Origin of the sequence: Pseudonocardia kunmingensis, from assembly GCF_006716445.1 — a bacterium.
Lineage (GTDB): Bacteria > Actinomycetota > Actinomycetes > Mycobacteriales > Pseudonocardiaceae > Pseudonocardia > Pseudonocardia kunmingensis.
On the sequence record NZ_VFPA01000005.1, the window covers coordinates 325,411 to 350,948 of the forward strand.

Consider the following 25,538-nt stretch of genomic DNA (forward strand, 5'->3'; position numbering starts at 1 on the left):
GTCGGATCGGTCAGAAGGCGCCGTTGGCCCGCGCCTCGCGGACGTTCGCGTCGTGCTCCTCGTAGGTCTCGGCGAAGCAGGACGTGCCGTCGGCCTGGCAGCGCACGAAGTACATCCAGGGGCCGGCAGCCGGTTCCAGCGCCGCCGCGATGGCCTCCCGGCCCGCGGCCGCGATGGGCGTGGGCGGCAGGCCGGTGACCACGTAGCTGTTGTACGGGCCGGGCCGCGTGCGGTCCTCGGCGGTGGTGCGCAGCGCCTGCAGGTCGAGCGGATAGTTCACCATCGAGTCGAGCTCGAGCCTGCGCCCGGCCCCGAGCCGGTTGTAGATCACCCGGGCGACCTGGGGCATGTCCGGGGTGATCGCCTCCTTCTCCACGAGCGACGCGATGGTCAGGACCTCGTAGGGCGAGGAGCCGATGCTGCGGGCACCGGAGACGAGCCCGGTGGCCTCCAGCCGCGCGGCCGAGGTGGCCAGCAGCTCCTTGAGCACGTCGGCGGCGGTGGAGCCGGGGTGGACGTCGTAGCGGCCGGGCAGCAGCAGTCCCTCCAAGCGGCGCCGCGGCTCCGCCTCGGCGACGTCCTCCAGCGCCCATTCCGGGACGCCCAGCGTCGCCGGGTCGGTCTCGCTCATCGCCGCGCGCAGCTCGTCGACCGACACGCACTGCTCCTCGCCGTCCCGCCGCACGCAGGTGGCTCGGGAGATCAGGCTGAGGACGCCGGGCGCGACGCTGCCGTCGGGGGCGCTCGTGTCGTCGAGCTGGACGCCACCGCGGATCTCCAGCTGCCCGACGCGGGAGGCCGGGTCCAGCATCAGCGCGACGGCCGAGGCGCCCGACATCTGCCGCCGCAGCTGGTAGTAGCCCGGCTGCACGCCGCGGATCCGCTCGTCGTCCTCGGCGGCGTTGGTGAACGCCGCCGCGCTCGCGACCACGCCGTTCTCGGCGAGCTCGCCCGCGATCCGGGTGGTGGAGTCGCCGTCCTCGACCTGCACGACGACGTCGCCGACACCGGTGCCCTCGAAGTCCGGCGTGGCGAACCACGTGAAGAACGTGTAGGCACCCCCGGCGGCGACACCGCCGAGCAGCAGCACCGCGAGCAGCACGATGATCGTGCGCCCGCGCCTGCGGCGGGAGGTGCCGCGCTCCGCGGTGCGCCGCGAGCTCCCCGCGGAGACCGGTTCCGCCTCGTCCGCCTCGGGCGGGGAGGGCTGCTCCCGGCCGGCGGGCGCCGGCTCCCGCCGGTCCGCAGGCGGCGTGGCCGGGGGCCGGTCCGCCGGCGGCGTGGGATCGCGCGGGTCGAACGCGGCGCCGGAGCCACGGGGGTCCCCGGGCGGGGCCGCCTCGCGACGGTCGAACGGCGGTACGGGGTCGCGTCGCGCAGGGGCCGACGGCGGCTCGTGCCGGCCCACGACGGGGACCGGCACCGTCGGCGGGCTGGGGTCCGGGGCGGCGCGGTGGCGCGCGGGGGGTGGCCCGGGACGGGCTCCGTGGCGCCCGCCCTCACCCCGGTGACGGGGCGGCGGTCGCTGATCCCATCCGTCCGGACTCACGAGACCGGAGAGTAACCAGCCCCGCGGCGGCCGCCACACCCGCGGGTCAACCGCGGTGCGCGTCGAGCCAGCCCTGCAGGATCGCGACGGCCGCGGCCTGGTCGACCACGGCCCGCTGCTTGCGGCCCTTCACGCCCCGTGCACGCAGCTGCTGGGTGGCGACCACCGTGGTGAGCCGCTCGTCGGTCAGCTCGAGCGGCACGTCGACCACGCCGGCGAGCGCGTCGGCGAACACCCGCGCGGCCTCCGCCGCCGGGCCCTCGCGCCCGGCCAGGGTGCGCGGCAGCCCGACGACCACGCCGACGGCCTCGTGCTCGGCCACGAGGGCAGCGATAGCGCGCAGGTCGGACCCGCCCTCGACGTCACGGGGCACGGTGACCAGTGGGGTGGCGAGCACGCCGTCCGGGTCGCAGATCGCGACCCCGACCCGGACGGCGCCGACGTCGATGCCGAGGCGCCGGCCGCGCCTCACGCGCGCTGCGCCTCTGGCGCCCCTCGGCGCAGCGCGGTGCGCAGCGCCGCGACCGCCTCCGCGACGCCGGCCGGGTTCGTGCCCCCGCCCTGGGCGAGGTCCGGCTTGCCCCCGCCGCGACCGCCCACGGCGGGCGCGAACGCCGGGATCAGCTTCCCGGCGGCGAGGCCGCGGTCGCGGGCCGCCGCCGTGGTGGCGACGACGAAGGCCACCTTCTCCCCGTCCGCGGAGAACAGCGCGACGACACCGGGGCGCGACCCCAGCCGGCCGCGCACGTCGGAGGCGAGTGCACGCAGGTCGTTGCCGCCCACCCCGTCCGGGGCGGCGACGGCGACCAGCGCGACCCCGTCGACGTCCTCCGCGCCCTCGGCGAGTGCGCCCGCCGAGGACAGCACCGCGTCCGCGCGGACCTTCTCCAGGTCCCGCTCGGCGGTGCGCAGCCGCTCGACGAGCCCGTTGATGCGCTCGGGCAGCTCCTCGGGGCGGGCCTTGAGCTGGTCGGCCAGCGTGGAGACCAGCAGGTGCTCCTTCGACAGGTGCCGGAACGCGTCCAGGCCGACCAGGGCCTCCACGCGCCGCACCCCGGAGCCGATCGAGGCCTCGGAGAGGACCTTGATCATGCCGATCTCCCCGGTGCGCCCGACGTGGGTGCCCCCGCACAGCTCGCGGGAGTAGTCGCCCATGTCGACCACGCGGACGCGGTCGCCGTACTTCTCGCCGAACAGCATCATGGCCCCGAGCCTGCGGGCCTCGTCCATGGACGTCTCGTAGGCCTCGACCTCACGGTTCTCCTGCAGGACGGTGTTGACCTCGTCCTCGATCTCGCCGAGCGCCGCGGGGGCGACGGCACCGGTCGGGGAGGTGAAGTCGAACCGCAGCCTGCCCGGTGCGTTGAGCGAACCGGCCTGGGCGGCGGCGCTGCCCAGCGCACCCCGGACGCCCGCGTGCACGAGGTGGGTGGCCGTGTGGGCCCGCGAGACCGACGAGCGGCGGGACCGGTCGACCTCCGCGACCACCGCCGCGTCCAGCGACACCTCGCCCGCGACCACCGTGCCGCGGTGCACGCGCAGCCCCTGCACCGGCGACTGCACGTCCTCGACGCGCACGGTGAACGACGCGCCGCGCAGCTCACCGGTGTCGGCCTGCTGGCCACCGGCCTCGGCGTAGAACGGCGTGCGGTCGAGCACCACCTCCACGTGCTCGCCCTCGCGCGCGGCCGGCACCGGCTGCCCGTCGACCAGCAGCCCGACGACGGTGGCCTCGGCGGCGAGCTCGGTGTAGCCGAGGAAGGACGTGCTGCCGTGCCGGTCGAGCACCGTGCGGTAGACCGAGCCGTCGCCGTGGCCAACCTTGTGCTTGGCCGCGTCGGCCTTCGCCCGGGAACGCTGTTCCTGCATCAGGGCGCGGAACCGGTCCTGATCGACCTCGAGGCCCGCCTCGGAGGCCATCTCCAGCGTCAGGTCGATCGGGAACCCGTAGGTGTCGTGCAGCTGGAAGGCCCGGTCGCCGGGCAGCACCAGGCCGCCCGCCTGCTTGGTCTCCGCCACCGCGGTGTCGAAGATCCGCGAGCCCGCGGTGAGCGTGGCGAGGAAGGCCTCCTCCTCGGCGCGCATCACCGCCGAGATGCGCTCGAAGTCGGTCCGCACCTCCGGGTAGGCGGGCGCCATCGTGTCGCGCACGACCTCGGCGAACGCGCCGAGCACCGGCTCGTGCACGCCGAGCAGCCGCGCGGAGCGCACGATCCGGCGCAGCAGCCTGCGCAGCACGTAGCCGCGGCCCTCGTTGGAGGGGGTGACCCCGTCCGCGATGATCATCAGGCCGGACCGGGCGTGGTCGGCGATCACGCGGAACCGGACGTCGTCCTCGGCCGAGACGCCGTAGCGACGGCCGGAGAGGTCCTCGGCACGGGTGATCACGGGACGCACGAGGTCGGTCTCGTAGACGTTGTCGACGCCTTGGAGCAGGTAGGCGACGCGCTCGACGCCCATGCCGGTGTCGATGTTCTTCTTGGGCAGGCTGCCGATCGGCGGGTGCCCCTTCTTCGGGGACAGCTCGCCGCGCTCGTCCTGCATGAAGACGAGGTTCCAGATCTCGAGGTAGCGGTCCTCGTCCGCGACCGGGCCGCCCTCGCGCCCGTGCTCGGGGCCGCGGTCGTAGTAGATCTCCGACGACGGCCCGCCCGGGCCGGGAACGCCCATGTCCCAGTAGTTGTCCTCGCCGCCGCGGCGCTGGATCCGCTCCTCGGGGAGCCCGGCGATGCTGCGCCACAGCGCGATCGCCTCGTCGTCGTCGTGGAACACGGTGACCCAGATCCGCTCCGGGTCGAAGCCGAAGCCCCCGGCGTCCTGGCTGCCGGTGATCAGCTTCCAGGCGTGCTCGATCGCGCCGGCCTTGAAGTAGTCGCCGAAGGAGAAGTTCCCGGCCATCTGGAAGAACGTATTGTGCCGGGTCGTCCGCCCGACCTCGTCGATGTCCCCGGTGCGCACGCACTTCTGGATCGAGGTGGCCCGCGGGTACGGCGGCGGCACCTGCCCCAGGAAGTAGGGCTTGAACTGCACCATCCCCGCGTTGACGAACAGCAGGTTGGGGTCGTCGAGGATCAGCGACGCGCTGGGCACGCGGGTGTGCCCGGCGTTCGTGAAGTGCTCGGTGAAACGACGGATGATCTCGTGGGTCTGCACGGTGTGGCTTCCAAGGGTCGAGCGGGAGGCGGGCGCGGCGTGGACGACGCGGACCAGTCTCCCGCAGCGAGCGGGACGCGGGACGGCAGGGGGACGCCGCGGGGCGCGGGTCAGGCCCCTGCGCCGCGGCCCCCTGCCCTGCGCGCTCGCGCGCGGGGAGCCGGGGCCGGCTCCGGGTCGGCGAACGCGTCGGCGATCGACGGCAGGGGTGCGCCGGTGCGGCGCTCCACCAGAGTGGCGAGCTCGCGCTCGCGCTCCGTCATCCCGGCCCGCACCTCCGCGCCGAACGCTCCCAGCCCCGCGCCCAGCTCGCGCAGCCCGTCGGCCAGGTTGGCCCCGACACCGGCGGGCGTGAGCCGCTGCGCGGCCTCGCTGGCCCGCCGGGTGGCGTACACGCCCACCGCGAGCCCCAACCCGAGCCAGAACAGCCTCTTCACCGCTTACCCCTCCGGCGGCCCGGCCGGGTGCGCAGCGAGTGGGCACCGGCGTCGCGACCGGCGCGCCGGGCCTTGACGGCCTTGCTGACGCCGTAGGTGAGCGCCGCGGCACGCACCATCGGACCACCGAGGGTGGCGGTGAACAGCGACGTCAGCACCGACACGTTGCTCGAGACGGTGCGCGCGCTGGAGGTGATGCCGTCCACCCGCTCCAGCTGGGTGTTCACCTGGTGCAGGGTGGTCTGCGCGTCGCGCAGCAGCGGGTCACCGCCCTCGTGGGCCTTGCGGATGGCGACCGTGGCCTCGTCGAGCGTGCGGCCCAGTTTCAGCAGCGGGACGGCCAGCAGCAGCACGAGGACCACGAAGGCCCCCGCGGCGATGAGCGCCGCGATCTGGCCAGCCGACACGAAGCCTCCCCGGAGTCCGCACGGAGTCCGCACGCCCGATGTTGATCGACGCCAGGCTACTCCCCGGCGGCCCCGGAACACGCTCGGGGCACGCCGGGAGCACCGGATCGGTCACTGCGGGTCGTCGGCCCCGTCGGGCTCGTCCGTGACCGGTTCGGCGGTCACGACCTTGCGCCGCAGCCGGTTCAGCGCGCGGTGCTGCGTGACGCGCACGGCGCCGGGCGTGGAGCCCACGATGAGCGCGGTCTCCTCGGCGGACAGGCCGACCGCGATCCGCAGCACCAGCACCTCGCGCTGGCGCGGGGTGAGGCGCTGCAGCAGCGCGCCGAGCCGCTCGGTGAGCTCGACCTGCAGCAGATGGTGCTCCGGCCCGTCGTGCACCACCGGCGGGTCGGGCAGGTCGGCCACCGGCTCGGCCCGGTTGCGCCCGATCGCCCGGAACGCATCGGTGACCTTGTGCGCGGCGATCCCGTAGACGAAGGCCCGGAACGACAGCCCGCGCAGCGTGTAGGTCGGCAGCGCGTTGACGACCGCGAGGCAGACCTCCTGCGCGACGTCGTCGGCCGCGCCGATCACGGTCTCCTGCCTGCCCAGCCGGGCCCGGCAGTACCGCAGCACGAGCGGGTGGATCTCCTCGAGCAGCCGCTCGCGGGCCTGCGGCTCGCCCGCGACCGCGCCCCGCAGCAGCCCCTCGAGCACCGGCGGGTCGCCCTCACCCGCGACGGCGGGCCCGGGTCCGGGTACGTGGCCCGCCCCGAGCCGCGGGTCCGGCGCCGGGTCCTCCGCGAGGGCGGTCATCGCCGTGCTTCCGGCGGCACGTGGTGCTCGCCGGCCGTGGGACGGCAGCACTGGTCCAACGCGTTCATTCGGGTTCCCCTCCCCCTGCACCGGCGATGGACTCGCCGGCGACACGGACGCGCCCCGGTGCCGACCGGCGGCGCGCACTGCGATCGTGCTGGGTACTGCTGTGCGTTACATCTCGCTGCTGTGAGCCACCGGACCGTCACGCGGATACCTGCTGCGTCCCCCGACCGCAGGCCCCGTCCGGTGCCCCACCCGTACGTCCGGTCGTGCCGTGCCCTGCACGTCCGGAGTCGTTCGACGTTCAAGTAGGCAGTCTGGTGTCGCACCCAAGTTGGAGTCAAGAGCAGTTCGGCCCGAAAACGGTTACGCTGCGCTCAATGGCAGCCTCCGACTCCACTCTCCCGGACGATCCGCGCGCGCGGGCGGCGCAGACCAAGCGCGACCGTACGCGGCGGGCGCTCCTCGACGCCGCCGACGCCACGTTCGGTGCCCGGGGGTGGGCGAACACGCGCATGGAGGACATCGCCGCCGCCGCGGGCGTCAGCGCGGCCACCGCCTACAACCACTTCCCGTCCAAGCACGTGCTCGTCGGCTGCGTCTACGGCCCGCTGGTGCAGCCCCTGCTGGTGCAGGCCGACCAGGACCTGCGCGCGGGCCGGCCCGTCGTCGACGCCCTCACCGACCAGGTGCGGGCGCTCGCGCGGATCAGCCACCGCAACCGCAGGCTCACGGCGGCGTTCTGGTCCGCCGTCGAGGAGTACACGATCAAGGTGTCCGGCCCGCCCGACCCGGGCGACGACATCGACCCGCGCACGCTGGCCCCGGTGCCGCAGCCGCTGCGGATGCTGATCGAGCACGGCCAGCGCACCGGCGAGCTGCGCCCGTTCCCCACCGCGCTCGAGGCCAGCGGCATGATCGCGAACCTCCTGCTGCTGCGCAGCATCAACCACGCCGACGAGCCCGCCGAGATCACCGCGGAGCTCCTGCTCACCGTGCTCTTCGGGATGCTCCGCCCGGAGCTGCTCACCGCGGCGGGCGAGCGGACGCGTCCGTTCGGCCGCGTGCACTGACCCTGCTGCTCCCCCAACGGGTGGACCTCGGGTCCACGGGTGGGGCACCGCGCCCGGTGATCTTGTCAGGGCCCCCGCACCGGGCCTATCCGTTGCGGACGTGACGCGAGAGGCTCGACGACGGCGGGGAAGCGCGCTCGGCGCGGTGGCGGTGGCGACGGCTGTGGCGGTGGCGGGGCTCGCCGCGGTGGTGGCGCCACCCCCGGCGCACGCGGCGCCACCGGGAGCGGGGCAGGTGGAGGAGGGGCGCACCGAGACCAGCACGACCGTGCGGCAACCCGACGGCTCCCGCACCGTCACCCTGCACGCCGGACCGGTTCGGCTGCGCGAGGGCGCGCGGTGGCGCCCCGTCGACCTCACCCTCGTGGCCGGTCCGGACGGCATCGTGCGCCCGACCGCGGTCGCGCACGACCTCGCACTGACCCCGACCGGACCGGTCGTCCATTTCGCCGGCGGCGGGAGCGCCGCCCTGGACCGGACCACGCCGCTGCCCGCCCCGCGGCTGACCGGCCACCGCGCCACCTACCCGCAGGCGCAGCCGGGCCACGACCTGGTCGTCGAGGCGACCCGCAGCGGATTCGTCGCGTCCCTGCGCCGGACGGACCCCGCCGCGGCCCCCGTGCCGCCGCTGGCGCTGCGCCGTGACGGGCGGCCCGCGGGGGCCGGGGAGCCGCTCACCGGGGAGGCACTGGTGGAGACCGAGTCCGCGGTGAGCCGGGTGGTGGCCGCCGCGCCGCCCGCGGGTCCCGCTCCGGTGCCGTTCGACACGACCGTGCAGACCACGGTGGCGCGCACCGACCTCTCCGGTGACCCGGACCTGCGCCTGGGCACCTACGACGGGACGGCGCTCGCCCGCAGCCTGCTCACGTGGGACACGGCCGCGCTCGCCGGGCAGCGGGTCACCGCCGCGCGGCTGCTCGTGCACCAGGACTGGTCGGCGTCGTGCGCGCCGCGGGCGTGGGAGGTGTGGTCGGCGCCCGCGGCGGGCCCGCAGACCCGGTGGTCGACCCAGCCCGCCGCGGACCGGATGTGGGCCACCAGCACGGAGACGCGCGGGCACGCCGCCTGCGCGGGCGGCTGGTCCGCCGTCGACGTCACCGGGCTGGTGCGTGCCTGGGCCGACGCCGGGGCCCCCGCCGGGGGCGTCCAGCTGCGCGCGGGCGACGAGCGCGACCCGCTCGGGTGGAAGCGGTTCGGTTCCGCCGAGGGCCCGCACGTCCCGCACCTGGAGGTCACCCTCGCGTGACCGCCCGCAACGCCCGAACGAATGAGCCGAAAACGCCACGGGGGCCGCGCGCGTCCAGGAGGATCCCCGCCGTGAGGTTCTCCGCCCGGACGGCAGCCGCCGCCCTCGCCGTGCTCGCCGCGGCCACCGCCGGGGCGGGCGCGCCGGCTCCCGCCGTGCCGACCCCCGCCGTGCAGTTCGCCGCGACCCAGGACGGGGCGGTGCAGGACGGGGCGGTGCAGGACGGGGCGGTGCAGGACAGGGCGGTGCAGGACAGGGCGGTGCAGGACGGGGCGGTGCAGGACGGGGCGGTGCAGGACAGGGCGGTGCAGGACAGGGCGGTGCCGGTGCGCGCGGGCCAGGACCCGTGCCCGTGGCACGCCGCCGCGGTGCGGCTCGCCGGGTCGCTGGCGGGCGAGAGCGACCCGCGGGCCGAGCGCCTGCGGGCCGCGCTCGAGCGCCGGGGCATCACGGCCGACGGCGCGCCGCCCGAGGGCTGCGGGGGCGCCGAGCAGGAGGAACCGCCCGCCGAGCGCGACCGCGGCGACGCGGCTCCCGGGCCGGGCGACGGCGTCGGACGCATCGCCGTGGGCGCCGACGGCAACCAGCACGACGAGGACGACTGGGCATCCGCGCCCATGGCACTGGCCATCCTCGCCCAGCGCGGCCTGCAGCCGAACCTCGTGAACTTCACCTACGACAACCACATCTGGGACTCCGACCCGACGCACCGGGAGAACATGACCGAGAGCGTCCTGGGGGCCGCGGAGCGGTTCGGCTTCGACACCTCGGCCTTCTACGACGCCGCCGACCCCGACGGGCTCGCGGCGGGCGTGGCCGACCTCACCGCCGAGATCAACGCCTCCACCCCCGACGACGAGCTCACCATCGTGATCGGCGGCCCCGTCGAGACCACCTGGATGGCCCTCGACGCCGCCGACCCGCAGGCCCGCGAGAACGTCCGGTGCGTCTCGCACGGCGAGGGGACGTTCAACCAGACCCACGGGGCCACCGACCACGGCGGCCACTCCTACGACGACGTGATCGACCTCGGTTGCCGGCGGGTGCAGATCCCCGACCAGAACGGCAACCTCGGCCCCACCGACATGTCCGACTGGGACTACCTGCTCGACTCCGGCGACCCGGACCTGGAGTGGTTGCACTCCCGCCTCGAGCTGGCCGAGAAGGGCGACGTGTCCGACGCGGGCGTGACCTACTTCGCCATCACCGGCGAGGAGGAGCCGACGCGCGCGGACCTGGAGGCGTTGCTCACCGGCCCGCGCACCGAGCCCCCCGCGCGCCGGTTCGCGTCCGAGGCCGAGGGCGTCTCCTCCCGGCCGCCCCGCCCGGACGGTGCGCAGGAGCCCGGCGACGCCGCGGGCCTCCCGCCCGTCGAGGTCTCGGCGAACGGGCGGTTCCTCCAGCACCCCGGCGGCAGGCCGTTCTTCTGGCTCGCCGACACCGGGTGGGAGCTGTTCCACCGGGCCGACCGCGAGGACGCCCGGCTCTACCTCGACACGCGCGCCGCACAGGGGTTCACCGTGATCCAGGCCGTCGCCCTCGCCGAGAAGGGCGGGTTGGAGGTCCCCACCCCCGCGGGCCACACGCCGCTGGTCGACGAGGACCCCGCGCGGCCCGACGTGCGGCCGGGCCCCGACGACGACTACTGGGACGACGTCGACTACATGATCGACTACGCCAACGCGCAGGGCCTGTACGTCGCGCTCTGGGCGGCATGGGGCAGCATGGTCCAGGACGGGCCGGAGGTGCTGAACGCCTCCAACGCCCGGGCCTACGGGGAGTTCCTGGGCGAGCGCTACGGCGGCAAGGACGTCTTCTTCGTCCTCGGCGGGGATCGCGAGTCGAACGCGGGCGCCAACACCCCGGAGGTGTGGAGAGCGCTCGCCGAGGGCATCCGCGCCACCGACACCCACGACCGGCTGATCTCGTTCCACCCGTGGGGCGAGGAGTCCTCCACCGAGATGTTCCCCAACGACAGCCCGGTCCTCGACTTCAACCTGATCCAGGGCAGCCACAAGAAGGTGCCGTTCGCGCAGCTCACCACCCTGCTGGTCGAGGACTACGGCAAGAGCCCGCCCAAGCCGGTGATCGACAGCGAGGTGTTCTACGAGGAGCACCCGTTCAACTGGAACTCCCGGGAGGGCTGGAAGACCGCGGTGCACGCCCGCGGCGCGGCCTACTACCAGGTCTTCTCCGGCGCGGCCGGGCACACCTACGGCAACGGGGCCGTGCACCAGTTCTGGGAACCGGGCATGGACGCGCCCTACGAGGTCCGCGACGCGTGGCAGGAGGCGATCCGGCACGAGGGCGCCACGCAGATGCGCCACCTCAAGGACCTGCTGCTCTCGCGCTCCTTCCTCGACCGGATCCCCGACCGGTCGCTGATCACCTCCGGTGCCGGGCGCGCCACCCGGTCGGAGTCGGGCAGCTGGGCCATGGTCTACCTGCCCGAGGGCGGCTCCGTCGACGTGGACACCTCGGTGCTCGCGAGCAGCAGCCCGCAGGTCACGTGGTTCGACCCGCGCACCGGCGAGTCCTGGGCCGGCGAGGCGGCAGGCGCCGGCTCGTACACCGCGCCCGACGAGCAGGACTGGGTCCTGGTCCTCGACGCGCCCTGAGCCGCCCACCCGCTCTCCCCCACCGGAGGGAGCGGCTTCCCCCTCCTGCGGGAGCAGCGGGCGCCTCCGGTGCCCGAGCCTGGTCGGCATGCGGACACCACGCCACCCGTCGGCCGTCGACAGCGCTCCCCCGGCCGGTCTCCCGCCCGGCCAGCGCCTGCGTCGCGACTTCCCCCGCTTCGGGGTGCCGTTCCCGCCCCGGCCGCAGGCGCCCGCCGTCGCGGAGCTCGCCGTCACCGGCGCGGTCGAGCACGAGCTGCGGCTCCCGCTCACCGAGCTGTTCGACGCGCTCCCCCGCGTCACGCGCACCGCCGACTTCCACTGCGTCGCCACCTGGTCGGCCACCGGCCTGCAGTGGTCGGGCGTCTCGTTCCGGCAGTTCTGGGAGCAGGTCGTCGTCCCCCGTTGCGGGCCCACCGGCGCCGTCGCCGTCATCGCCCACGGCGACGACGGCGTCACGGCGGTCCTCGACATGCGGGACGCGCTGGCCGACGACGTCCTGCTCGCCGACCGGCTCGACGGCCGGCCGCTCGACGACGACCACGGGGCTCCGCTGCGCCTCGTGAGCCCCGCCCAGTACGGCTACAAGAACATCAAGCACCTCGTCGCGCTGGAGGCCACGCGCACGTTCCCCAGGCCCGGCCGCGTCCTCGGCGAGCACCCGCGGGCCAGGGTGGCCCTCGAGGAGCGCGACCCGTACCTGAACGCGCGGACCTACCGCCTCATCGGCCGCGCGCTCACCCCGCTGATCGCCTGGCTGAACCGCCGCGACTCCCGGAGGTCGACCCGCTCCCCGTCCTGATGCGACGACCCCGCGGCCGCAGTGCGGGCGGGGCGCGGGCGGGGCGATCAGAGGTCGGTGACCAGCACGTCGGCGAGCGCGTCGACGGCGAGGTCGATCTCGTCCTCGGTGACCACCAGCGGCGGCGAGAGCCGGATCGTCGCCCCGTGGGTGTCCTTCACCAGTACCCCCCGGCGGGCCAGTGCCTCGCTCACCGCGCGGCCGTCGCCCCGTCTCGGGTCGATGTCCACGCCGGCCCACAGGCCCGCACCGCGCACCGCGACCACGCCCTGCCCGCGCAGCCCCGCGAGCCGGGCGTGCAGCGCGTCGCCGAGCCTGCGCGCGGCGGCGAGCACCCCGTCCGGCCCGGTGTCGGCGAGAAGCCGCAGCACCGCGCGGCCGACGGCGCAGGCGACCGGGTTGCCGCCGAAGGTGCTGCCGTGCTGGCCGGGGCGCAGCACGCCCAGCACCTCGTCGTCGGCGACCACCGCCGACAGGGCCACGATGCCCCCGCCCAGCGCCTTGCCCAGCAGGTAGACGTCGGCGTCGACGCCCGCCGCGCGCGTCGCGAGCACGTGCCCGGTCCGGCCGAGGCCGGCCTGCACCTCGTCGGCCACGAAGAGCACGCGCGCGTGGTCGCAGACCTCGCGGACCCCGGCCAGGTAGCCGGCGGGCGGCACGACCACGCCTGCCTCGCCCTGCACGGGCTCGAGCAGCACCGCCACGGTGTCGGGGGTGACGGCGGCGGCGAGCGCGCCCAGGTCGCCGTAGGGCACCACGTCGAAGCCCGGCGTGAAGGGACCGAAGCCGCCGCGGGCCTCCGGGTCGGTGGAGAAGCCGACGATGCTGATCGTGCGGCCGTGGAACCCGCCCGCGGCCACGACGATCCGGGCCCGGTCCGCGGGCACGCCCTTGACCTCGTAGCCCCACTTCCGCGCGACCTTCAGCCCGCTCTCGACGGCCTCGGCGCCGGTGTTCATCGGCAGCACGCGCTGCTTGCCCACGAGCGCCGCGAGCTCGGCGCAGAACGGGCCGAGCTGGTCGTTGCCGAAGGCCCGGCTGGTCAGGGTCAGCCGGTCGAGCTGCCGGTGGGCCGCGGCGACCAGGTCGGGGTGGCGGTGCCCGAAGTTGAGCGCCGAGTAGCCGGCGAGGCAGTCGAGGTAGCGGCGCCCCTCGACGTCGGTGACCCAGGCCCCGCTGCCGTGGGCCACCACGACCGGGAGCGGGTGGTAGTTGTGCGCCGAGTGCTCGTGCACGAGCTGCTCGTGCAGGGCCGTCACGGAGTTCGGGGCCGGGTCCGTCACCGTCATGCGCGCACCTCCAGGGTGCAGCACTTGGGTCCGCCGCCGCCCTTGCGCAGCTCCGACAGGTCGACGGGGACGGGCACGAAGCCGCGCTCGGCCAGCGCGGCGGCGAGGCCGACCGCCTGCGCGGGGAGCACGACGTGCCGCCCGTCGCTCACCGCGTTGAGCCCGAGGACGGCGGCGTCGGCGGGGTCGGCCACGAGCGCGTCGGGGAACCGGGCGCGCAGCACCTCCTGCGCCGCGGGCGTGAACGCCGCGGGCAGCCACGCGACCGTCGTCTCGTCGAGCACGGCGATCGCGGTGTCCAGGTGGTAGTAGCGGGGGTCGACCAGCTCCAGCGCGACGACCTCGCGCCCCAGCACGGCCGCGGCCTCGGCGTGGGCGCGCGGGTCGGTGCGGAACCCGCAACCGGCCAGCACGACGTCCCCGACGACGAGCAGGTCGCCCTCGCCCTCGTTGACGAACTCGGGCTCGACGACCGGGTGGCCCGCGGCGGCGAACCACGCGCGGTGCGCCTGCGCCTCCGCGGCCCGCTCCGGGTGGCGGAACCGCGCGCCGAGGACCAGCCCGTCGACGACGGTGGCGCCGTTGGCGGTGTAGACCATGTCGGGCAGCCCGGGGACGGGATCGAGCAGATCGACGCGGTGGCCCAGGTCGAGGTAGGTGCGCCGCAGCGCGTCCCACTGCGCGAGGGCGCGCTCGCGGTCCACGGGGACGTCCGGGTGCATCCAGGGGTTGATGGCGTAGCGCACCTCGAAGTGGTCGGGGCGGCACATGAGGTAGTGGCGGGGGCGCGCGGTGCGCGCGGTCGCGGGCGACGGCCGGGGCAGGACGCTGGTCACGACGATCACGGTAGGAACGCCGATCGCGGCGGACAATCGCGATCCGCTGCTGGTCCACGCACGATTCCCGCGTGGATGGCGGCGCTTCCGCGCGACCGTTGCGCGGGCTACGGGGGCGGCGGGGTCGACGGGCGGCGCAGCAGCGGGGAGAGCACCAGCACCGACTTGGTCCGGGCCACGAACGGCTGCGCGCCGATCTGTTCGAGCACCTGCTCGAAGTGGCGCATGTCGGTGGCGAGGATGCGCAGCACGGCGTCGGCGTCCCCGGAGACCGTGCTGGCGTCGACGACCTCCGGGAACCGGTCCACCGCCGCCCGGATCACGGCGGGAGCGGTGCTGTTGCGGCAGTACAGCTCGACGTAGCCCTCGACGGTCCAGCCGAGCGCGGCCGGGTCGAGCCGCACGGTGAACCCGGTGATCGCGCCCGCGGCCCGCAGGCGGTCGACGCGGCGCTTGACCGCCGACGCGCTCAGCCCGACCCGCTGGCCCAGCTCGGCGTAGCTGCGGCGGGCGTCGTCCACGAGCAGCGCGACGATCTCGGAGTCCAGGCGGTCGAGCGGCACGAACCCATCCTGCCCGGTCGTGTCATCGGCCCGCTCCGCTCGGCGAGCGGGCACGATGGGCCGCGTGTACCGCGTGGATTCCGAGGTGGGCGTGCTGCGGCAGGTGATCCTGCACCGGCCGGGCCTCGAGCTGAAGCGGCTGACCCCGGGCAACCGGGAGCGCCTGCTGTTCGACGACGTGCTGTGGGTGGCCCGGGCGCAGGAGGAGCACGACCGGTTCGCGGCCCTCCTGCGCGACCGCGGGGTGGCCGTGCACCTGTTCGGCGACCTGCTGCGCGCGACGCTGGAGATCCCGGAGGCGCGCAAGCACGTCCTGGACCGGATCTTCGACGACCGGGTGTACGGGCCGCTCGCGATCGACGCACTGCGCAACTGCGTCGACGCGATGGATCCCGACACCCTGGCCGACCACCTCGTCGGCGGGATCACGAAGCGGGAGGTCCTGGACCGGATCCCGGAGCCGCGCTCGATCGCCTTCCACGTGCTCGACGCCGACGACTTCGTCCTCGAGCCACTGCCCAACCACCTCTACACGCGCGACACGTCGGCGTGGATCCACGGCGGCGTGGCGATCAACAGCATGCGCAAGAAGGCACGCATGCGCGAGACGGTGCACTACGAGGCCGTCTACCGCTGGCACCCGCTGTTCGCCGACGCGGACTACGCCGTCTGGTCCGAGGGCGCGGTCAACGGGCCCGCCACCACCGAGGGCGGCGACATGCTGGTCCTCGGCGACGGCGCGGTGCTCGTCGGGCTGTCCGAGCGCACCACCCCGCAGGGCGTCGAACGCCTCGCCCGGCGGCTGTTCGCCGGCGGCGAGGTCGACCGGATCGTCGCGCTGCGGATGCCGCAGACCCGCGCGTTCATGCACCTCGACACGGTGCTCACGATGGTCGACCCCGAGACGTTCGTGCAGTACGCGGGGCTCGGGATGCTCCCGGCGTACACGATCCGGCCCGGTGACAGCGAGAAGGAGCTGCACCTCACCGACCACCGGCCCGACGACATGCACCGCGCCATCGCCGACGCGCTGCGCCTGCCCGCGCTCCGCGTGCTCACCCCCGCGCAGGACGTGCACTCCGCGGAGCGCGAGCAGTGGGACGACGGCTGCAACACCCTCGCCGTCGCGCCGGGCGTCGTGGTCACCTACGAGCGCACCGTCACCACCAACCGGTACCTGCGCCGCAACGGCATCGAGGTGCTCGACGTGCCGGGCGGGGAGCTGGGTCGCGGCCGCGGCGGACCGCGGTGCATGAGCTGCCCGGTCGTGCGGGACCCCGCGTGACGGACCTGCCCCCGCTCGAGGGCGCCGGACTCGAGGGCACCGGACTCGAGGGCACCGGGCTCGAGGGCACCCTGCACCGCGACCTCGCCACCCGGGAGCGCTACGCCTCCGACGCCGGTCGCATCGCCACCGGGCTCCCGGCCGCCGTCCTGCGTCCCGGCTCCGCCGCGGACGTCGCGCGGGTGGTCGGGCACTGCAGGCGCCACGGCGTGCCGGTCGCCGCGCGCGGGCTGGGCACCACCACCGGTGGCCAGTCGCTCGTGCCCGGCGGCGTCGTCGTCGACACCCGCGCGCTGGCCGGGGTCCGCGCGGTCGGTGCCGACCACGCGACCGTCGGCGCGGGCACCACCTGGCTGGAGCTCGCCCGCGCCGCCGACGCCCGCGGCCTCGCCATCCCGGTGGCCACCGGATACCTCGGCCTCACCGTCGGCGGCACCCTCTCGGTGGGCGGGATCCCGCCGGCGATCGCGACGGGGGCCCAGGTCGACCACGTCCGCGAGCTGGAGGTCGTCACCGGCGACGGCGTCCTGCGCCGCTGCTCGCCGTCGGCGGAGCCCGAGCTGTTCGAGGCCGTCCTCGCCGGGCTCGGCCAGTTCGGGATCATCACCGGGGCCACGGTCGGGCTCGTCCCCGCGCCGGCCCGGGTGCGCGGCTACTCCATCCCCTACGCCGACCCGGCCGCGTTCTTCGCCGACCTGCGCACCCTCGTGCGCCGCGGCGAGGTCAGCGAGGTGTACGGCGACTGGTGGCGGCCCGGCGAGGCGGGCGAGGTGCACCACCTCAACGCGTTCGTGTTCGCCGGGGCGCACGAGGAGATCGACGACGCGCACGTCCTGCGCGGGCTGAGCGTCGGGCCGGGTGCGGCGACCGTCCGCGGGGCCGGGTACCTGGAGCACGTCTGCCGCATCGACGACGCCGTCGCCGACCTGCGCGCCGAGCTGGGCTGGGACGCGCTCGTCAAGCCGTGGGTCACCGTGTGGCTGCCCGACGCCGGCGTCGAGGCGGCCGTCGGGGACGTGCTGGGCGACCTCGCCCCGCACGACGTCGGCGTCGGCGGGTTCGTGCTGCTCTACAGCCACCACCGCGCCGCCTTCACGCGCCCGTCGCTGCGCCTGCCCGCACCGGACGGCAGCGAGCTGGTGCACCTGTTCACCGTCATGACCGCCGGGCCACCGGGCGCCGACGCCGGGTTCGCGGCGGCGATGCGGGAGCGCAACCGCCGCGTCGTCGAGCGCGCGGTCGCGGCGGGCGGCACCCGCTACCCGATCGGCACGGTCGCCTACGGCCCCGCCGACTGGCGGGCCCACTACGGCGAGCGGTGGGAGCACCTGGCGGCCCTGAAGCGCCGCTACGACCCGGCCGGCGTCCTGACTCCCGGCCCCGGGGTGTTCGGTCCACGCCGGTGAGCACGCCCCCGCAGGCACCCGTGCGACGCGTCCCACATGGGGGAAAGGTGCGGCGGGCCCCCGCCGGCGCGAGCTATCGTTCCTCGGTGACTTCCGTCGCGGAACGAACTCCGCTCCCCGACGACTGGACGATGCTCGACGGCAGCGCGCAGCGCGTCGCGGTGGAGGTCCTGAGGTTCGGCCCGCTCCCCCGCGCGCAGCTCGCCCGCAGGCTCGGCCTGTCGCCCGGGTCGCTCACCCGGCTCACCCGCCCGCTGGTGGACTCCGGGCTGCTCGTCGAGGGCAGCCCGGAGAACGGCCCGGACGGGCCCGGACGGACCGGGCGCCCGTCGCTGCCGCTGGACATCCGGGCGTCCTCGCGCCGCTTCCTCGGGGTGAAGATCACCGGTGACGCGGTGTTCGCCGTGGTCACCGACCTGCGCGCCACCGTGCTCGCCGAGCACACCGCGCCGCTGCCCGACCCCGGGCCGGCCGCCGTCGTGGCCGCCGTCGCCGACGTCGTGCGGCCGCTCCAGGCGGCGCACCCGGACGTGAGGGGCCTCGGCGTCGGGATCGGCGGCCTGGTCGTCGAGCGCCGCGACGTCGCCCGCGCCCACTTCCTGGGCTGGCGCGAGCCGGTGCGGCTCGCCGACCTCCTCGCCGCGGCCACCGGGCTCCCGACGGTCGTCGACAACGACGTGCGCGCGCTGACCGCCGCCGAGCACTGGTTCGGCCCCGGGCGGGGGATGCGGTCGTTGCTCGTGATCACGATCGGAGCCGGTCTCGGGTGCGGCATCGTCGTGCACGACCGGGTGGTCGAGGGCGCCCACGGCGGCGGCGGGACGATCGGCCACCGCCCGGTCGTCACGTGGGCGGTCTGCGAGGACGGCCACCGCGGCTGCGCCCACGGCCTGGTGTCCTCGCGTGCGATCTCCGGGGCCGTCGCCCAGGCGGTGGGCAGGCCGGTCACCTACGCGGAAGCGCTGCAGCTCGCTGCGGACGGCCACGCGGCCGCCCGCCGGGTGGTCGACGACGCGGCGGGTGCGCTCGGCGTGCTCGTCGCCGACGTCGCCACCCTCGTCGACCCCGAACTGGTGATCCTCACCGGCGACGGGATCGGCCTGGTGGAGGTCGCGCGCCCCGCGTTCGACACCGCCCTGCGGGAGAACCGCAAGGAGCCGCTCGCCCCACCGCGGGTCGACGTCCGCCCGTTCCCGTTCACCGAGTGGGCTCGCGGCGCCGCGGCCGTCGCCGTGCAGGAACACGTGCTCGGGGCGGCTGCGGCGACCTGATCGCCGCCCGCGGGCCCCGCGCCCTCCCGGTCGCGGGCGGTCAGCCCTGCGTGAACAGGGCGTTGACCTCGTCGTTCGCCGCGGTGAACGAGGACGGGTCCGCGCTGCCGGCCATCACCCGCTCCAACGCCGTGCCCATGATCTCGTCGACGTCGGCCGCGTGCTGCGCGGCCGGGAACGGGAACGCCGTGCCCTCCCGCAGGTGCCGGGTGAACGGCGTGATGTCCAGGCCGGACTCCGCGATGCGGGCCTCGGCCGCGGGCACCACGGACGCGATGGCCGGCACGACGACCCCGCCCTGGGCGACCACCGACTGGCACTCCGGCGAGGCGAGGTAGCGCACCCACTTCCAGGCGGCGCCCTTGTTCGGCGAGCCCGCCGAGATCGAGTCGGCCAGCGAGTTCGTCATCGCGGCGCGGTACCCCTGCGGGCCGATCGGCGTCGCGGCGGTGGCCAGCTCGATGCCGCCGAGCTTGGCGAACGTGGCGATGTTCCATGAGCCCTCGGTGACCAGCGCGACCCGGCCGGCCTGCATGAGCTGCGCAGGCTCGTTGCCGACCGCCTGCTCCACGGGCGGCATGTAGCCCTTGTCGATCAGGCTGCGCCACCAGGCGATCGTGTCCTGGAAGCGCGGGTCGTCGTAGTGGAAGTGGGTGCCCCACAGCGGCTTGTCGGTGTGGCTCCAGCCCAGGGTGGCGGTGTACATCGACCACTGCGTCTGGCCCGAGCCGCCGCCCGGCGGGTAGGAGATCCCGAGCCCGTAGGTCGCGACGTTGCGCGGGTCGAACCCCGGCTCGTCGCCGCGCACGCCGTTGACGTCGACGGACAGCCGGGCGAGGACGTCCTCGTAGGTGCCCCCGTCCTGCGGGTTCCAGGTGAGGTTCTGCATCTGCTCGGGGGTGATGCCGGCCTCGGCGGCCATCCCGGCGTTGTAGAAGATGCCGACGGCGTCGAAGTCCTTCGGCAGGCCGTAGCGCTTCCCGTCGTCGCCGACCCACAGGTCCCCGGTGCCCTCGACGAACTGGGACAGGTCCGGCCCGTCGCGGGCCACCAGCTCGTCGAGCGGCTCGATCAGCCCGCGCGCGGTGTAGTCGCCGTACTTGGAGGTGTGGTTCACGAACACGTCCGGGGCCGCGTTCGCGACGAACCCGGTGAGCATCCGCCCCCAGTAGTCGTCCCAGCCCACCTGCTCGATCGCGATGTCGATCTCGGGGTTGCGGGCCTCGAAGTCGTCCGCGCACTGCTGGTAGGCCGGCAGCTGGGTGGCGTCCCACATCCAGTAGGTGACCTCGCCGGTCTCGTTCCACCCGCCCCGTTCCGCGGGCGGGCGCTCGGCCGCGCAGGCCGGGACGAGCGCGACGGCGAGGGCCGCACCGAGCGCGGCGAGGGTGCGGGTGCGCGTCATTTGATCCCCGAGAAGCCGATGGAGTCGACGATCTTGCGACCGAAGGCGATGAACAGCAGGAGCACCGGCAGCGCCGCGATCAGCGTCGCGGCCATCAGACCGGGCCAGTCCGGGCCGGCGTTCGGGGTCTGCGAGCGGAACACGCCGAGCGCGACCGTGAGCGTCCGGACGCTGCGCTCGCTGCCCACCAGCAGCGGCCAGAAGTACTCGTTCCAGGCCTGCACGTACTGCAGCAGCGCGAGCGTGGTGATCGGGCCCCAGCTCATCGGCACGATGATCCGGAAGAACGTCCGGACGTGCCCGGCGCCGTCCAGGCGCGCCGCCTCCTCGATCTCGCGGGGGATGCCGAGGAAGAACTGCCGCAGGAAGAACACCGCGAACGGCGTCATGAAGAAGAACGGGAGCACGATCGCGGCGTAGGTGTTGAGGATGCCCAGGTCGCGCATCAGCAGGAAGTTCGGCAGCTGCGTGAAGATCGGCGGCACCATCAGGGCGGTCAGGATCAGGAAGAACACCGTGTCCCGGCCCCGCCACTGCATGCGGGCGAAGGCGTACGCGGCGAGCGCCCCGAAGAACACCTGACCGGCGGTGATGAGCGCCGCGACGAGCACCGAGTTGCGCAGGTAGACCCAGAAGTCCACCGCCGACCCGGTCCCGCCCTCGGCCTGCGCCTCCTCGAGGGTGGCGAGCCCGAGCACGCGCCGGAACGCACCCCAGGTGAAGTCGACCGGCAGCCACGAGGTGCCTGCGGTGGCGAGCGTCGTGCCGTTGGACAGCGCGGTGCGCAGCATCCAGTAGAACGGGAACAGCGTGAGCGCGATGATCGCGACCAGGCAGGCCCAGGCCACGACCCGGCCCGCGGTGAGGCGCCCGGCCTCCCGTCCCGGGGTGCGGCTGCCCGGGGTGCTGCCGGCCGGCGCGACGGTGTCGACAGCGTTGATCTCTGCGACCATCTGGCGCTCCTTCAGGAGAGGTCCGACTCGTTCGCGCGCATCAGCCGCAGCTGCACGAACGCGATGACGGACAGGATCACCAGCAGGACCACCGACACGGCCGAGGCGTAGCCGTAGTCCAGGCGCTGGAAGGCGAGGTCGAAGATGTAGTACTGGATCACCCGGGAGGCGTCGGCCGGGCCGCCCGCGGTCGTGACGGCGACGGTGTCGAACACCTGGAACGAGCCGACGACCGTGATCACCAGGACCAGCGCGAGCACCGGGCGCAGCAGCGGCAGCGTGATCCGGCGGAACATCTGCAGCTCGCTCGCGCCGTCCACGCGGCCGGCCTCGTAGAGCGTCCGCGGGATCATCACGAGCCCGGCGAAGATCAGCAGCGCGGTGTAGCCGAGGTGGCGCCAGGTGTTGACGAACGCGATCGTGGGGATCGCCCAGGCCTCGCTGCCGAAGAACGAGATCGGACCGAGCCCGACCCACCCGAGGACCTGGTTCACGATCCCGATCTGCGCGTCGAGCATCCAGAACCACAACAGCGCGACCACGACGTTGGCCACGAGGTAGGGCAGCAGGACCAGCCCGCGGATCACGACCGAGCGGGTGAGCCGGTGCAGCAGCACCGCGAGCGCCACCGCGAGCACGGTCTGGAAGCCGATGTTGAGCACGACGTACCAGACCGTCACGGCCATCGCGTTCCAGAACGTCTCGTCGGCCAGCAGCCGCTGGTAGTTGGCCAGGCCGACGAACGAGCTGGTGGAGAAGAACTGGTAGTCGGTGAGGCTGAGCCACAGCCCGCGCAGCGAGGGCCAGAAGTAGAAGACGACGAACCCGAGCAGCGTCGGGGCGATGAACCCCAGCGCCACCCAGGTCTCGCGGGTGTTGCCCGAGCGACGGGCGGCGGCGGGAGCGCCGGACACCGGCGCGCCGGCCGCGGGCGCCGCCGTCGTCGTCCCGGCGGTCACCGCGCAGCTCCGGGTGCAGCTCCGGGCGCGACCCCGGGTCCGACCTCGGCGACCCGCAGGAGCAGCAGCTGCTCGGGGTTGAGCGCGGGTGCCCGCAGCCCGGCACCGGCCAGCACCCGCCCGGGCAGCTCCACCCCCGTCTCCAGCCACTGCGGGCCCCGGCGCTGCCGCAGGGACGGCCGGTCACCCGGGGACTGCGGCGTCACCCGGTAGCGGCGGTCGGGGTCCAGGCCGGGCAGCCGCAGCGGCCCCGGCACCGCGGTGAGCGGCGTGGCCAGCTGGACCAGCGCGAACAGGGCCTCGCTGCGGTCCGCGGCGACGACGCCGTGCAGGGCGAACGCCGGGTCGTGCTGGTCGGCGCGGACCACCCGGCCGGTGTGCAGCAGGCCGCGGACGTCCTTGTAGAGCTGCACCCAGGCCGCGAGCTCCTTGCGGTCCTCGGGCCCGGTGGTCGTGACGTCCCACTCGATGCCGAACGAGCCGAACAGGGCCGTGCCCGCGCGGAAGGACAGGTCGTGGGTGCGCGCGGTGGAATGCGAGCGCGGCGAGCCGACGTGCGAGCCCACCAGCTCCGGCGGCAGCAGCTGCGCGGTCCAGCGCTGGATCTGCTGGCGCTCGAGTGGGTCGATCATGTCGCTGCCCCAGACCCGGTCGGTGCGCTCCAGGATCTCCAGGTCCACCCGCAGCCCGCCCGACGAGCACGACTCGATCTCGACGCCCGGGTGCCGCGCCCGAAGCTCGTCGATCAGCCGGTAGACCGCACGCGTCTGGGCGTGCACGCCCGGAACCCCGAACGGCCCGTGGCCCGCGTCCAGCAGGTCCCGGTTGTGGTCCCACTTCAGGTAGCTGATCGGGTACTCGGTGAGCAGCGCGTCGAGCCGCTCCAGGATGAACGCGTACGCGTCCGGGTGCGCCAGGTCGAGCACCTGCTGGTGGCGCGACTCGATCGGCATCCGCCCGCCCGTCTGCAGGATCCAGTCCGGGTGCGCGCGGGCGAGGTCGGAGTCGGGGTTGACCATCTCCGGCTCCACCCACAGCCCGAACTGCATGCCCCGCTCCCGCACCTGGTGCACCAGCGGGTGCAGGCCGTCGGGCCAGACGCCCTCGTCCACGTACCAGTCGCCGAGCCCGGCGTGGTCGGAGCGGCGGTGGCGGAACCACCCGTCGTCGAGCACGTAGCGCTCCACGCCCACGTCCGCCGCCACCCGGGCCAGCTCGACGAGCCGGTCCAGGTCGTGGTCGAAGTAGACGGCCTCCCACGTGTTGAGCACGACCGGGCGGGGCTGCGCCGGGTGGTGCGGGCGGGCGCGCAGCATCGTGTGGAACCGGGCGGCAATGCCGTCCAGACCGCCGTCCAGACCGCCGTCCAGACCGCCGTCCAGACCGCCGTCCAGACCGCCGTCCCGGCCGGTGGCGTGCGCGGCGTAGACCCACGGACCGGTGTAGGACTCCCCGGGCGCGAGCCGCACCTCGCCGGGCAGCAGGAGCTCGCCGCCACCCAGCACGGCGGCGCCGGTGGCCAGCCGCTCGGCGTAGCTGACGTGGTTGCCGCTCCAGGCGACGTGGATCGCCCAGACCTCGCCGTCGGCGTACCCGAACCCCGCGGTGCCCGCGGCGAGGATCAGCGGCGCGTCCGGCCCGGTGCGGCCCCGCCGGTTCTCCCGCGAGTGGATCCCGACGACGAACGGCGCGCGCTGCGGCGCCCGCTCGCGGCCCCAGCGCCCGGCCAGGTCGAACAGCTCGGTGGCGAGCGGGGGTACCGGCAGCGTCAGCGAGAGCCCGTCGACGACGAAGGGTTCCTCCGGCGCGTCCTGGGCGACGGTCACCGTGGCGCGCTGGCGCAGCACGCCCGAGGGCAGCAGCTCCAGCTCGAGGCGCGCCTCGAGACCGGCCTCGGCGTCGTGGCCGACGGCGTGGACGCGCCCGCCGCCCTCGGGCGGGCGCTCCACGGTGAGGTCACTGAGCGCGAACAGCGGCGACCACGCGCGCCCGCCGCGCTGCCCGGCCAGCCCGGGGCGCCCGTTCCAGCCCGCCGCGTGCTCGGGCAGCAGGCCGACCCGGGTGACCTGGTCGAGGTCGTTGGGGACGGTCGAGGGCACGTCGGCGGCGGCCAGCTCCGCCAGGTCGCTCGCGCTCACCTCACCCAGGTCGGCGCCCCAGTGGAGGACCGCGGGCAGCGATCGGCCGCCGGTCGCGAGCACGACGCTCACCCCCGCCGCGCGCAGGTGGACCGGCTCGGCGGTCTGCGGGGACATCGACGGCATCGGTGCTCCGTTCACCTCGTCGTGCGACGGCTGCTGCACCGCCGGGCGGGTAAGTTCTACGACAGAACTTATCCGCCGTCAACGGGTCCCGGACTACTGCTCGCGCACGGCGTCCGCGAGGCGGTCCAGCACGGCGACGAACGTGGCCCGCTCCGCCGCGTCCAGGCCGGCGAGCAGCTCCGCCTCCACCTCGCGGATCCCGGCGCGGCAGGACTCCACCAGCTCCCGCCCTCCCGCGGTCAGCGCGACCACGCGGTTGCGCCGGTCCGCCGGGTCCGGGGTGCGGCGCAGCAGCCCGCGGGCCTCGAGCCGGTCGAGGATCGGGATGAGCCGGGTCTTGTCGCGCCCGGCCGCGACCGCCAGCTCCGACTGGGTCGGCGCGGGCCCCTCCCGGAGCGCGGTGAGCACCGCGTAGTCCCACATCTCGACCTCGTGCGCCCGCAGCACCGGCTCCTCGGCCTTCATCAGTGCGCGCGCGAGCCAGGCGAAGGCCGCTCCCAGGTCGTGCCGCTGCCCGTCCACGGCAGAACGGTAGCCCTTGACCAATCGTCTACTTCGGTAGACGATCTACTCATGCAGAACACCTTGGAGCTCCACCGCCGCGCCGCCGCCGCGGTGCACCCCGTCCTCGACCGGGTCACGACCGCCGACCTCGACCTGCCCACGCCCTGCACCGGGTGGGACCTGCGAGCCCTGCTCGCCCACATGACCGGCCAGGACCACGGGTTCGCCGCCGCGGTGCGGGCCGCCCGCGGCGGCGAGGACGTCGACGTCGCGGCCTTCCACCCGCGCCCGCTCGGAGCGACCCCCGCCACGACGCTGTCCGCGGGCCTGGACGACGTGGTCGCCGCCTTCGCCGAGGCAGGCGACCTCGAGGCCCCCGTGCTGCTGCCCGAGTTCGGCGCCCGGCCGCCGCTGCACGTCGTCGCCGGGATGCACCTGGTCGACACCCTGGTCCACGGCTGGGACGTGGCGGCGACGCTCGGCGTCCACGCCGACTACAGCGCGGGCCTGGCCGACGACCTCGCCGCCGCGACCCTCGCCCTCTCCGAGCAGGTGCCCGACGACGCCTCCCGCGAGGCCCCCGGTGCCCCGTTCGGCCGCGCGCTGCCCGCCGACCCGGATGCGGACGACTGGACCCGCACCCTCACGCTGCTGGGCCGCGAGCCGTCGTGGCGCCCGCAGCCGGCGAGGACCTGAGCCGGGACGCCCGCCCGCGGG

At 75.0% G+C, this 25,538-nt stretch carries 22 protein-coding genes; 8 read left to right on the forward strand and 14 right to left on the reverse strand.

Annotation, left to right across the window (positions count from 1 at the left end; genetic code table 11):
* Nucleotides 1-10: 10 nt before the first annotated feature.
* The 6 genes from mltG to shbA form a co-directional block, all read right to left on the reverse strand.
* The gene (gene mltG, locus FB558_RS35110) at nucleotides 11-1,423 is read right to left on the reverse strand and encodes an endolytic transglycosylase MltG (RefSeq protein WP_246106985.1); all 1,413 of its coding nucleotides are present in this window, start codon (nucleotides 1,421-1,423) and stop codon (nucleotides 11-13) included.
* A gap of 172 nt (nucleotides 1,424-1,595) precedes the next feature.
* Complete coding sequence (ruvX, locus tag FB558_RS35115) at nucleotides 1,596-2,021, reverse strand: Holliday junction resolvase RuvX (protein ID WP_142061177.1); 426 nt, start codon at nucleotides 2,019-2,021, stop codon at nucleotides 1,596-1,598.
* The gene (alaS, locus tag FB558_RS35120) at nucleotides 2,018-4,702 is read right to left on the reverse strand and encodes an alanine--tRNA ligase (RefSeq protein ID WP_142061179.1); all 2,685 of its coding nucleotides are present in this window, start codon (nucleotides 4,700-4,702) and stop codon (nucleotides 2,018-2,020) included. The genes ruvX and alaS overlap by 4 nt, the downstream gene beginning before the upstream one ends.
* 110 nt (nucleotides 4,703-4,812) lie before the next feature.
* The gene (locus tag FB558_RS35125; protein ID WP_142061181.1) at nucleotides 4,813-5,139 is read right to left on the reverse strand and encodes a hypothetical protein; all 327 of its coding nucleotides are present in this window, start codon (nucleotides 5,137-5,139) and stop codon (nucleotides 4,813-4,815) included.
* Nucleotides 5,136-5,546, reverse strand: coding sequence for a DUF948 domain-containing protein (locus tag FB558_RS35130; protein ID WP_142061183.1), 411 nt, complete (start codon nucleotides 5,544-5,546; stop codon nucleotides 5,136-5,138). Before FB558_RS35130 ends, FB558_RS35125 begins: the two co-directional genes overlap by 4 nt.
* Before the next feature lie 111 nt (nucleotides 5,547-5,657).
* Nucleotides 5,658-6,344, reverse strand: a complete 687-nt coding sequence (gene shbA, locus FB558_RS35135) for an RNA polymerase sigma factor ShbA (RefSeq protein ID WP_142061185.1) — start codon at nucleotides 6,342-6,344, stop codon at nucleotides 5,658-5,660.
* Between the two features lie 383 nt (nucleotides 6,345-6,727).
* Here shbA and FB558_RS35140 point away from each other — a divergent pair, with 383 nt between their 5' ends.
* The 4 genes from FB558_RS35140 to FB558_RS35160 all read left to right on the forward strand — a co-directional run bounded on the left by FB558_RS35140 (nucleotide 6,728) and on the right by FB558_RS35160 (nucleotide 12,086).
* Complete coding sequence (locus FB558_RS35140; RefSeq protein WP_170231691.1) at nucleotides 6,728-7,420, forward strand: TetR/AcrR family transcriptional regulator; 693 nt, start codon at nucleotides 6,728-6,730, stop codon at nucleotides 7,418-7,420.
* 151 nt (nucleotides 7,421-7,571) lie between these two features.
* The gene (locus FB558_RS35145; protein ID WP_142061188.1) at nucleotides 7,572-8,666 is read left to right on the forward strand and encodes a DNRLRE domain-containing protein; all 1,095 of its coding nucleotides are present in this window, start codon (nucleotides 7,572-7,574) and stop codon (nucleotides 8,664-8,666) included.
* Between the two features lie 71 nt (nucleotides 8,667-8,737).
* Nucleotides 8,738-11,284, forward strand: a complete 2,547-nt coding sequence (locus FB558_RS35155; protein ID WP_170231692.1) for a glycoside hydrolase family 140 protein — start codon at nucleotides 8,738-8,740, stop codon at nucleotides 11,282-11,284.
* An 88-nt stretch (nucleotides 11,285-11,372) separates the two neighbouring features.
* Complete coding sequence (locus tag FB558_RS35160) at nucleotides 11,373-12,086, forward strand: molybdopterin-dependent oxidoreductase (RefSeq protein WP_142061194.1); 714 nt, start codon at nucleotides 11,373-11,375, stop codon at nucleotides 12,084-12,086.
* Between the two features lie 47 nt (nucleotides 12,087-12,133).
* On the opposite strand, the gene rocD is transcribed toward FB558_RS35160, so the two are convergent.
* The 3 genes from rocD to FB558_RS35175 all read right to left on the reverse strand — a co-directional run bounded on the left by rocD (nucleotide 12,134) and on the right by FB558_RS35175 (nucleotide 14,774).
* Nucleotides 12,134-13,375: an ornithine--oxo-acid transaminase gene (rocD, locus tag FB558_RS35165; protein ID WP_142061196.1), complete on the reverse strand. Its 1,242-nt coding sequence runs from the start codon at nucleotides 13,373-13,375 to the stop codon at nucleotides 12,134-12,136.
* Complete coding sequence (gene ddaH, locus FB558_RS35170) at nucleotides 13,372-14,145, reverse strand: dimethylargininase (RefSeq protein ID WP_142061955.1); 774 nt, start codon at nucleotides 14,143-14,145, stop codon at nucleotides 13,372-13,374. The genes rocD and ddaH overlap by 4 nt, the downstream gene beginning before the upstream one ends.
* 173 nt (nucleotides 14,146-14,318) lie before the next feature.
* Nucleotides 14,319-14,774: an Lrp/AsnC family transcriptional regulator gene (locus tag FB558_RS35175; protein WP_142061198.1), complete on the reverse strand. Its 456-nt coding sequence runs from the start codon at nucleotides 14,772-14,774 to the stop codon at nucleotides 14,319-14,321.
* A 55-nt stretch (nucleotides 14,775-14,829) separates the two neighbouring features.
* On the opposite strand from FB558_RS35175, the gene FB558_RS35180 reads away from it, so the two are divergent.
* The 3 genes from FB558_RS35180 to FB558_RS35190 all read left to right on the forward strand — a co-directional run bounded on the left by FB558_RS35180 (nucleotide 14,830) and on the right by FB558_RS35190 (nucleotide 18,736).
* A complete protein-coding gene (locus FB558_RS35180; protein WP_142061200.1) occupies nucleotides 14,830-16,059 on the forward strand; it encodes an arginine deiminase in 1,230 nt (409 codons plus the stop codon).
* Nucleotides 16,056-17,465, forward strand: coding sequence for an FAD-binding protein (locus FB558_RS35185; protein WP_170231693.1), 1,410 nt, complete (start codon nucleotides 16,056-16,058; stop codon nucleotides 17,463-17,465). The genes FB558_RS35180 and FB558_RS35185 overlap by 4 nt, the downstream gene beginning before the upstream one ends.
* Nucleotides 17,466-17,551: 86 nt before the next feature.
* Nucleotides 17,552-18,736 carry an ROK family transcriptional regulator gene (locus tag FB558_RS35190; protein ID WP_211367053.1) on the forward strand — a complete coding sequence of 395 codons (1,185 nt, stop codon included), beginning with the start codon at nucleotides 17,552-17,554 and terminating at the stop codon, nucleotides 18,734-18,736.
* Between the two features lie 40 nt (nucleotides 18,737-18,776).
* On the opposite strand, the gene FB558_RS35195 is transcribed toward FB558_RS35190, so the two are convergent.
* The 5 genes from FB558_RS35195 to FB558_RS35215 all read right to left on the reverse strand — a co-directional run bounded on the left by FB558_RS35195 (nucleotide 18,777) and on the right by FB558_RS35215 (nucleotide 24,839).
* Nucleotides 18,777-20,141 (reverse strand): ABC transporter substrate-binding protein, encoded by a 1,365-nt coding sequence (locus tag FB558_RS35195; protein WP_142061204.1) that lies wholly within the window; start codon nucleotides 20,139-20,141, stop codon nucleotides 18,777-18,779.
* Entirely contained in the window at nucleotides 20,138-21,094 is a 957-nt protein-coding gene (locus FB558_RS35200) for a carbohydrate ABC transporter permease (protein WP_142061206.1), read from the reverse strand. Before FB558_RS35200 ends, FB558_RS35195 begins: the two co-directional genes overlap by 4 nt.
* A gap of 11 nt (nucleotides 21,095-21,105) precedes the next feature.
* Nucleotides 21,106-22,053 carry a carbohydrate ABC transporter permease gene (locus FB558_RS35205; protein WP_246106987.1) on the reverse strand — a complete coding sequence of 316 codons (948 nt, stop codon included), beginning with the start codon at nucleotides 22,051-22,053 and terminating at the stop codon, nucleotides 21,106-21,108.
* Nucleotides 22,050-24,317, reverse strand: coding sequence for an alpha-galactosidase (locus tag FB558_RS35210; RefSeq protein WP_142061208.1), 2,268 nt, complete (start codon nucleotides 24,315-24,317; stop codon nucleotides 22,050-22,052). The genes FB558_RS35205 and FB558_RS35210 overlap by 4 nt, the downstream gene beginning before the upstream one ends.
* A 93-nt stretch (nucleotides 24,318-24,410) precedes the next feature.
* A complete protein-coding gene (locus FB558_RS35215) occupies nucleotides 24,411-24,839 on the reverse strand; it encodes a MarR family winged helix-turn-helix transcriptional regulator (protein ID WP_246106988.1) in 429 nt (142 codons plus the stop codon).
* A gap of 51 nt (nucleotides 24,840-24,890) precedes the next feature.
* Between FB558_RS35215 and FB558_RS35220 the strand changes: the two genes are divergently transcribed.
* Nucleotides 24,891-25,517 (forward strand): TIGR03086 family metal-binding protein, encoded by a 627-nt coding sequence (locus FB558_RS35220; protein WP_142061210.1) that lies wholly within the window; start codon nucleotides 24,891-24,893, stop codon nucleotides 25,515-25,517.
* The last annotated feature ends 21 nt before the right edge of the window (nucleotides 25,518-25,538 follow it).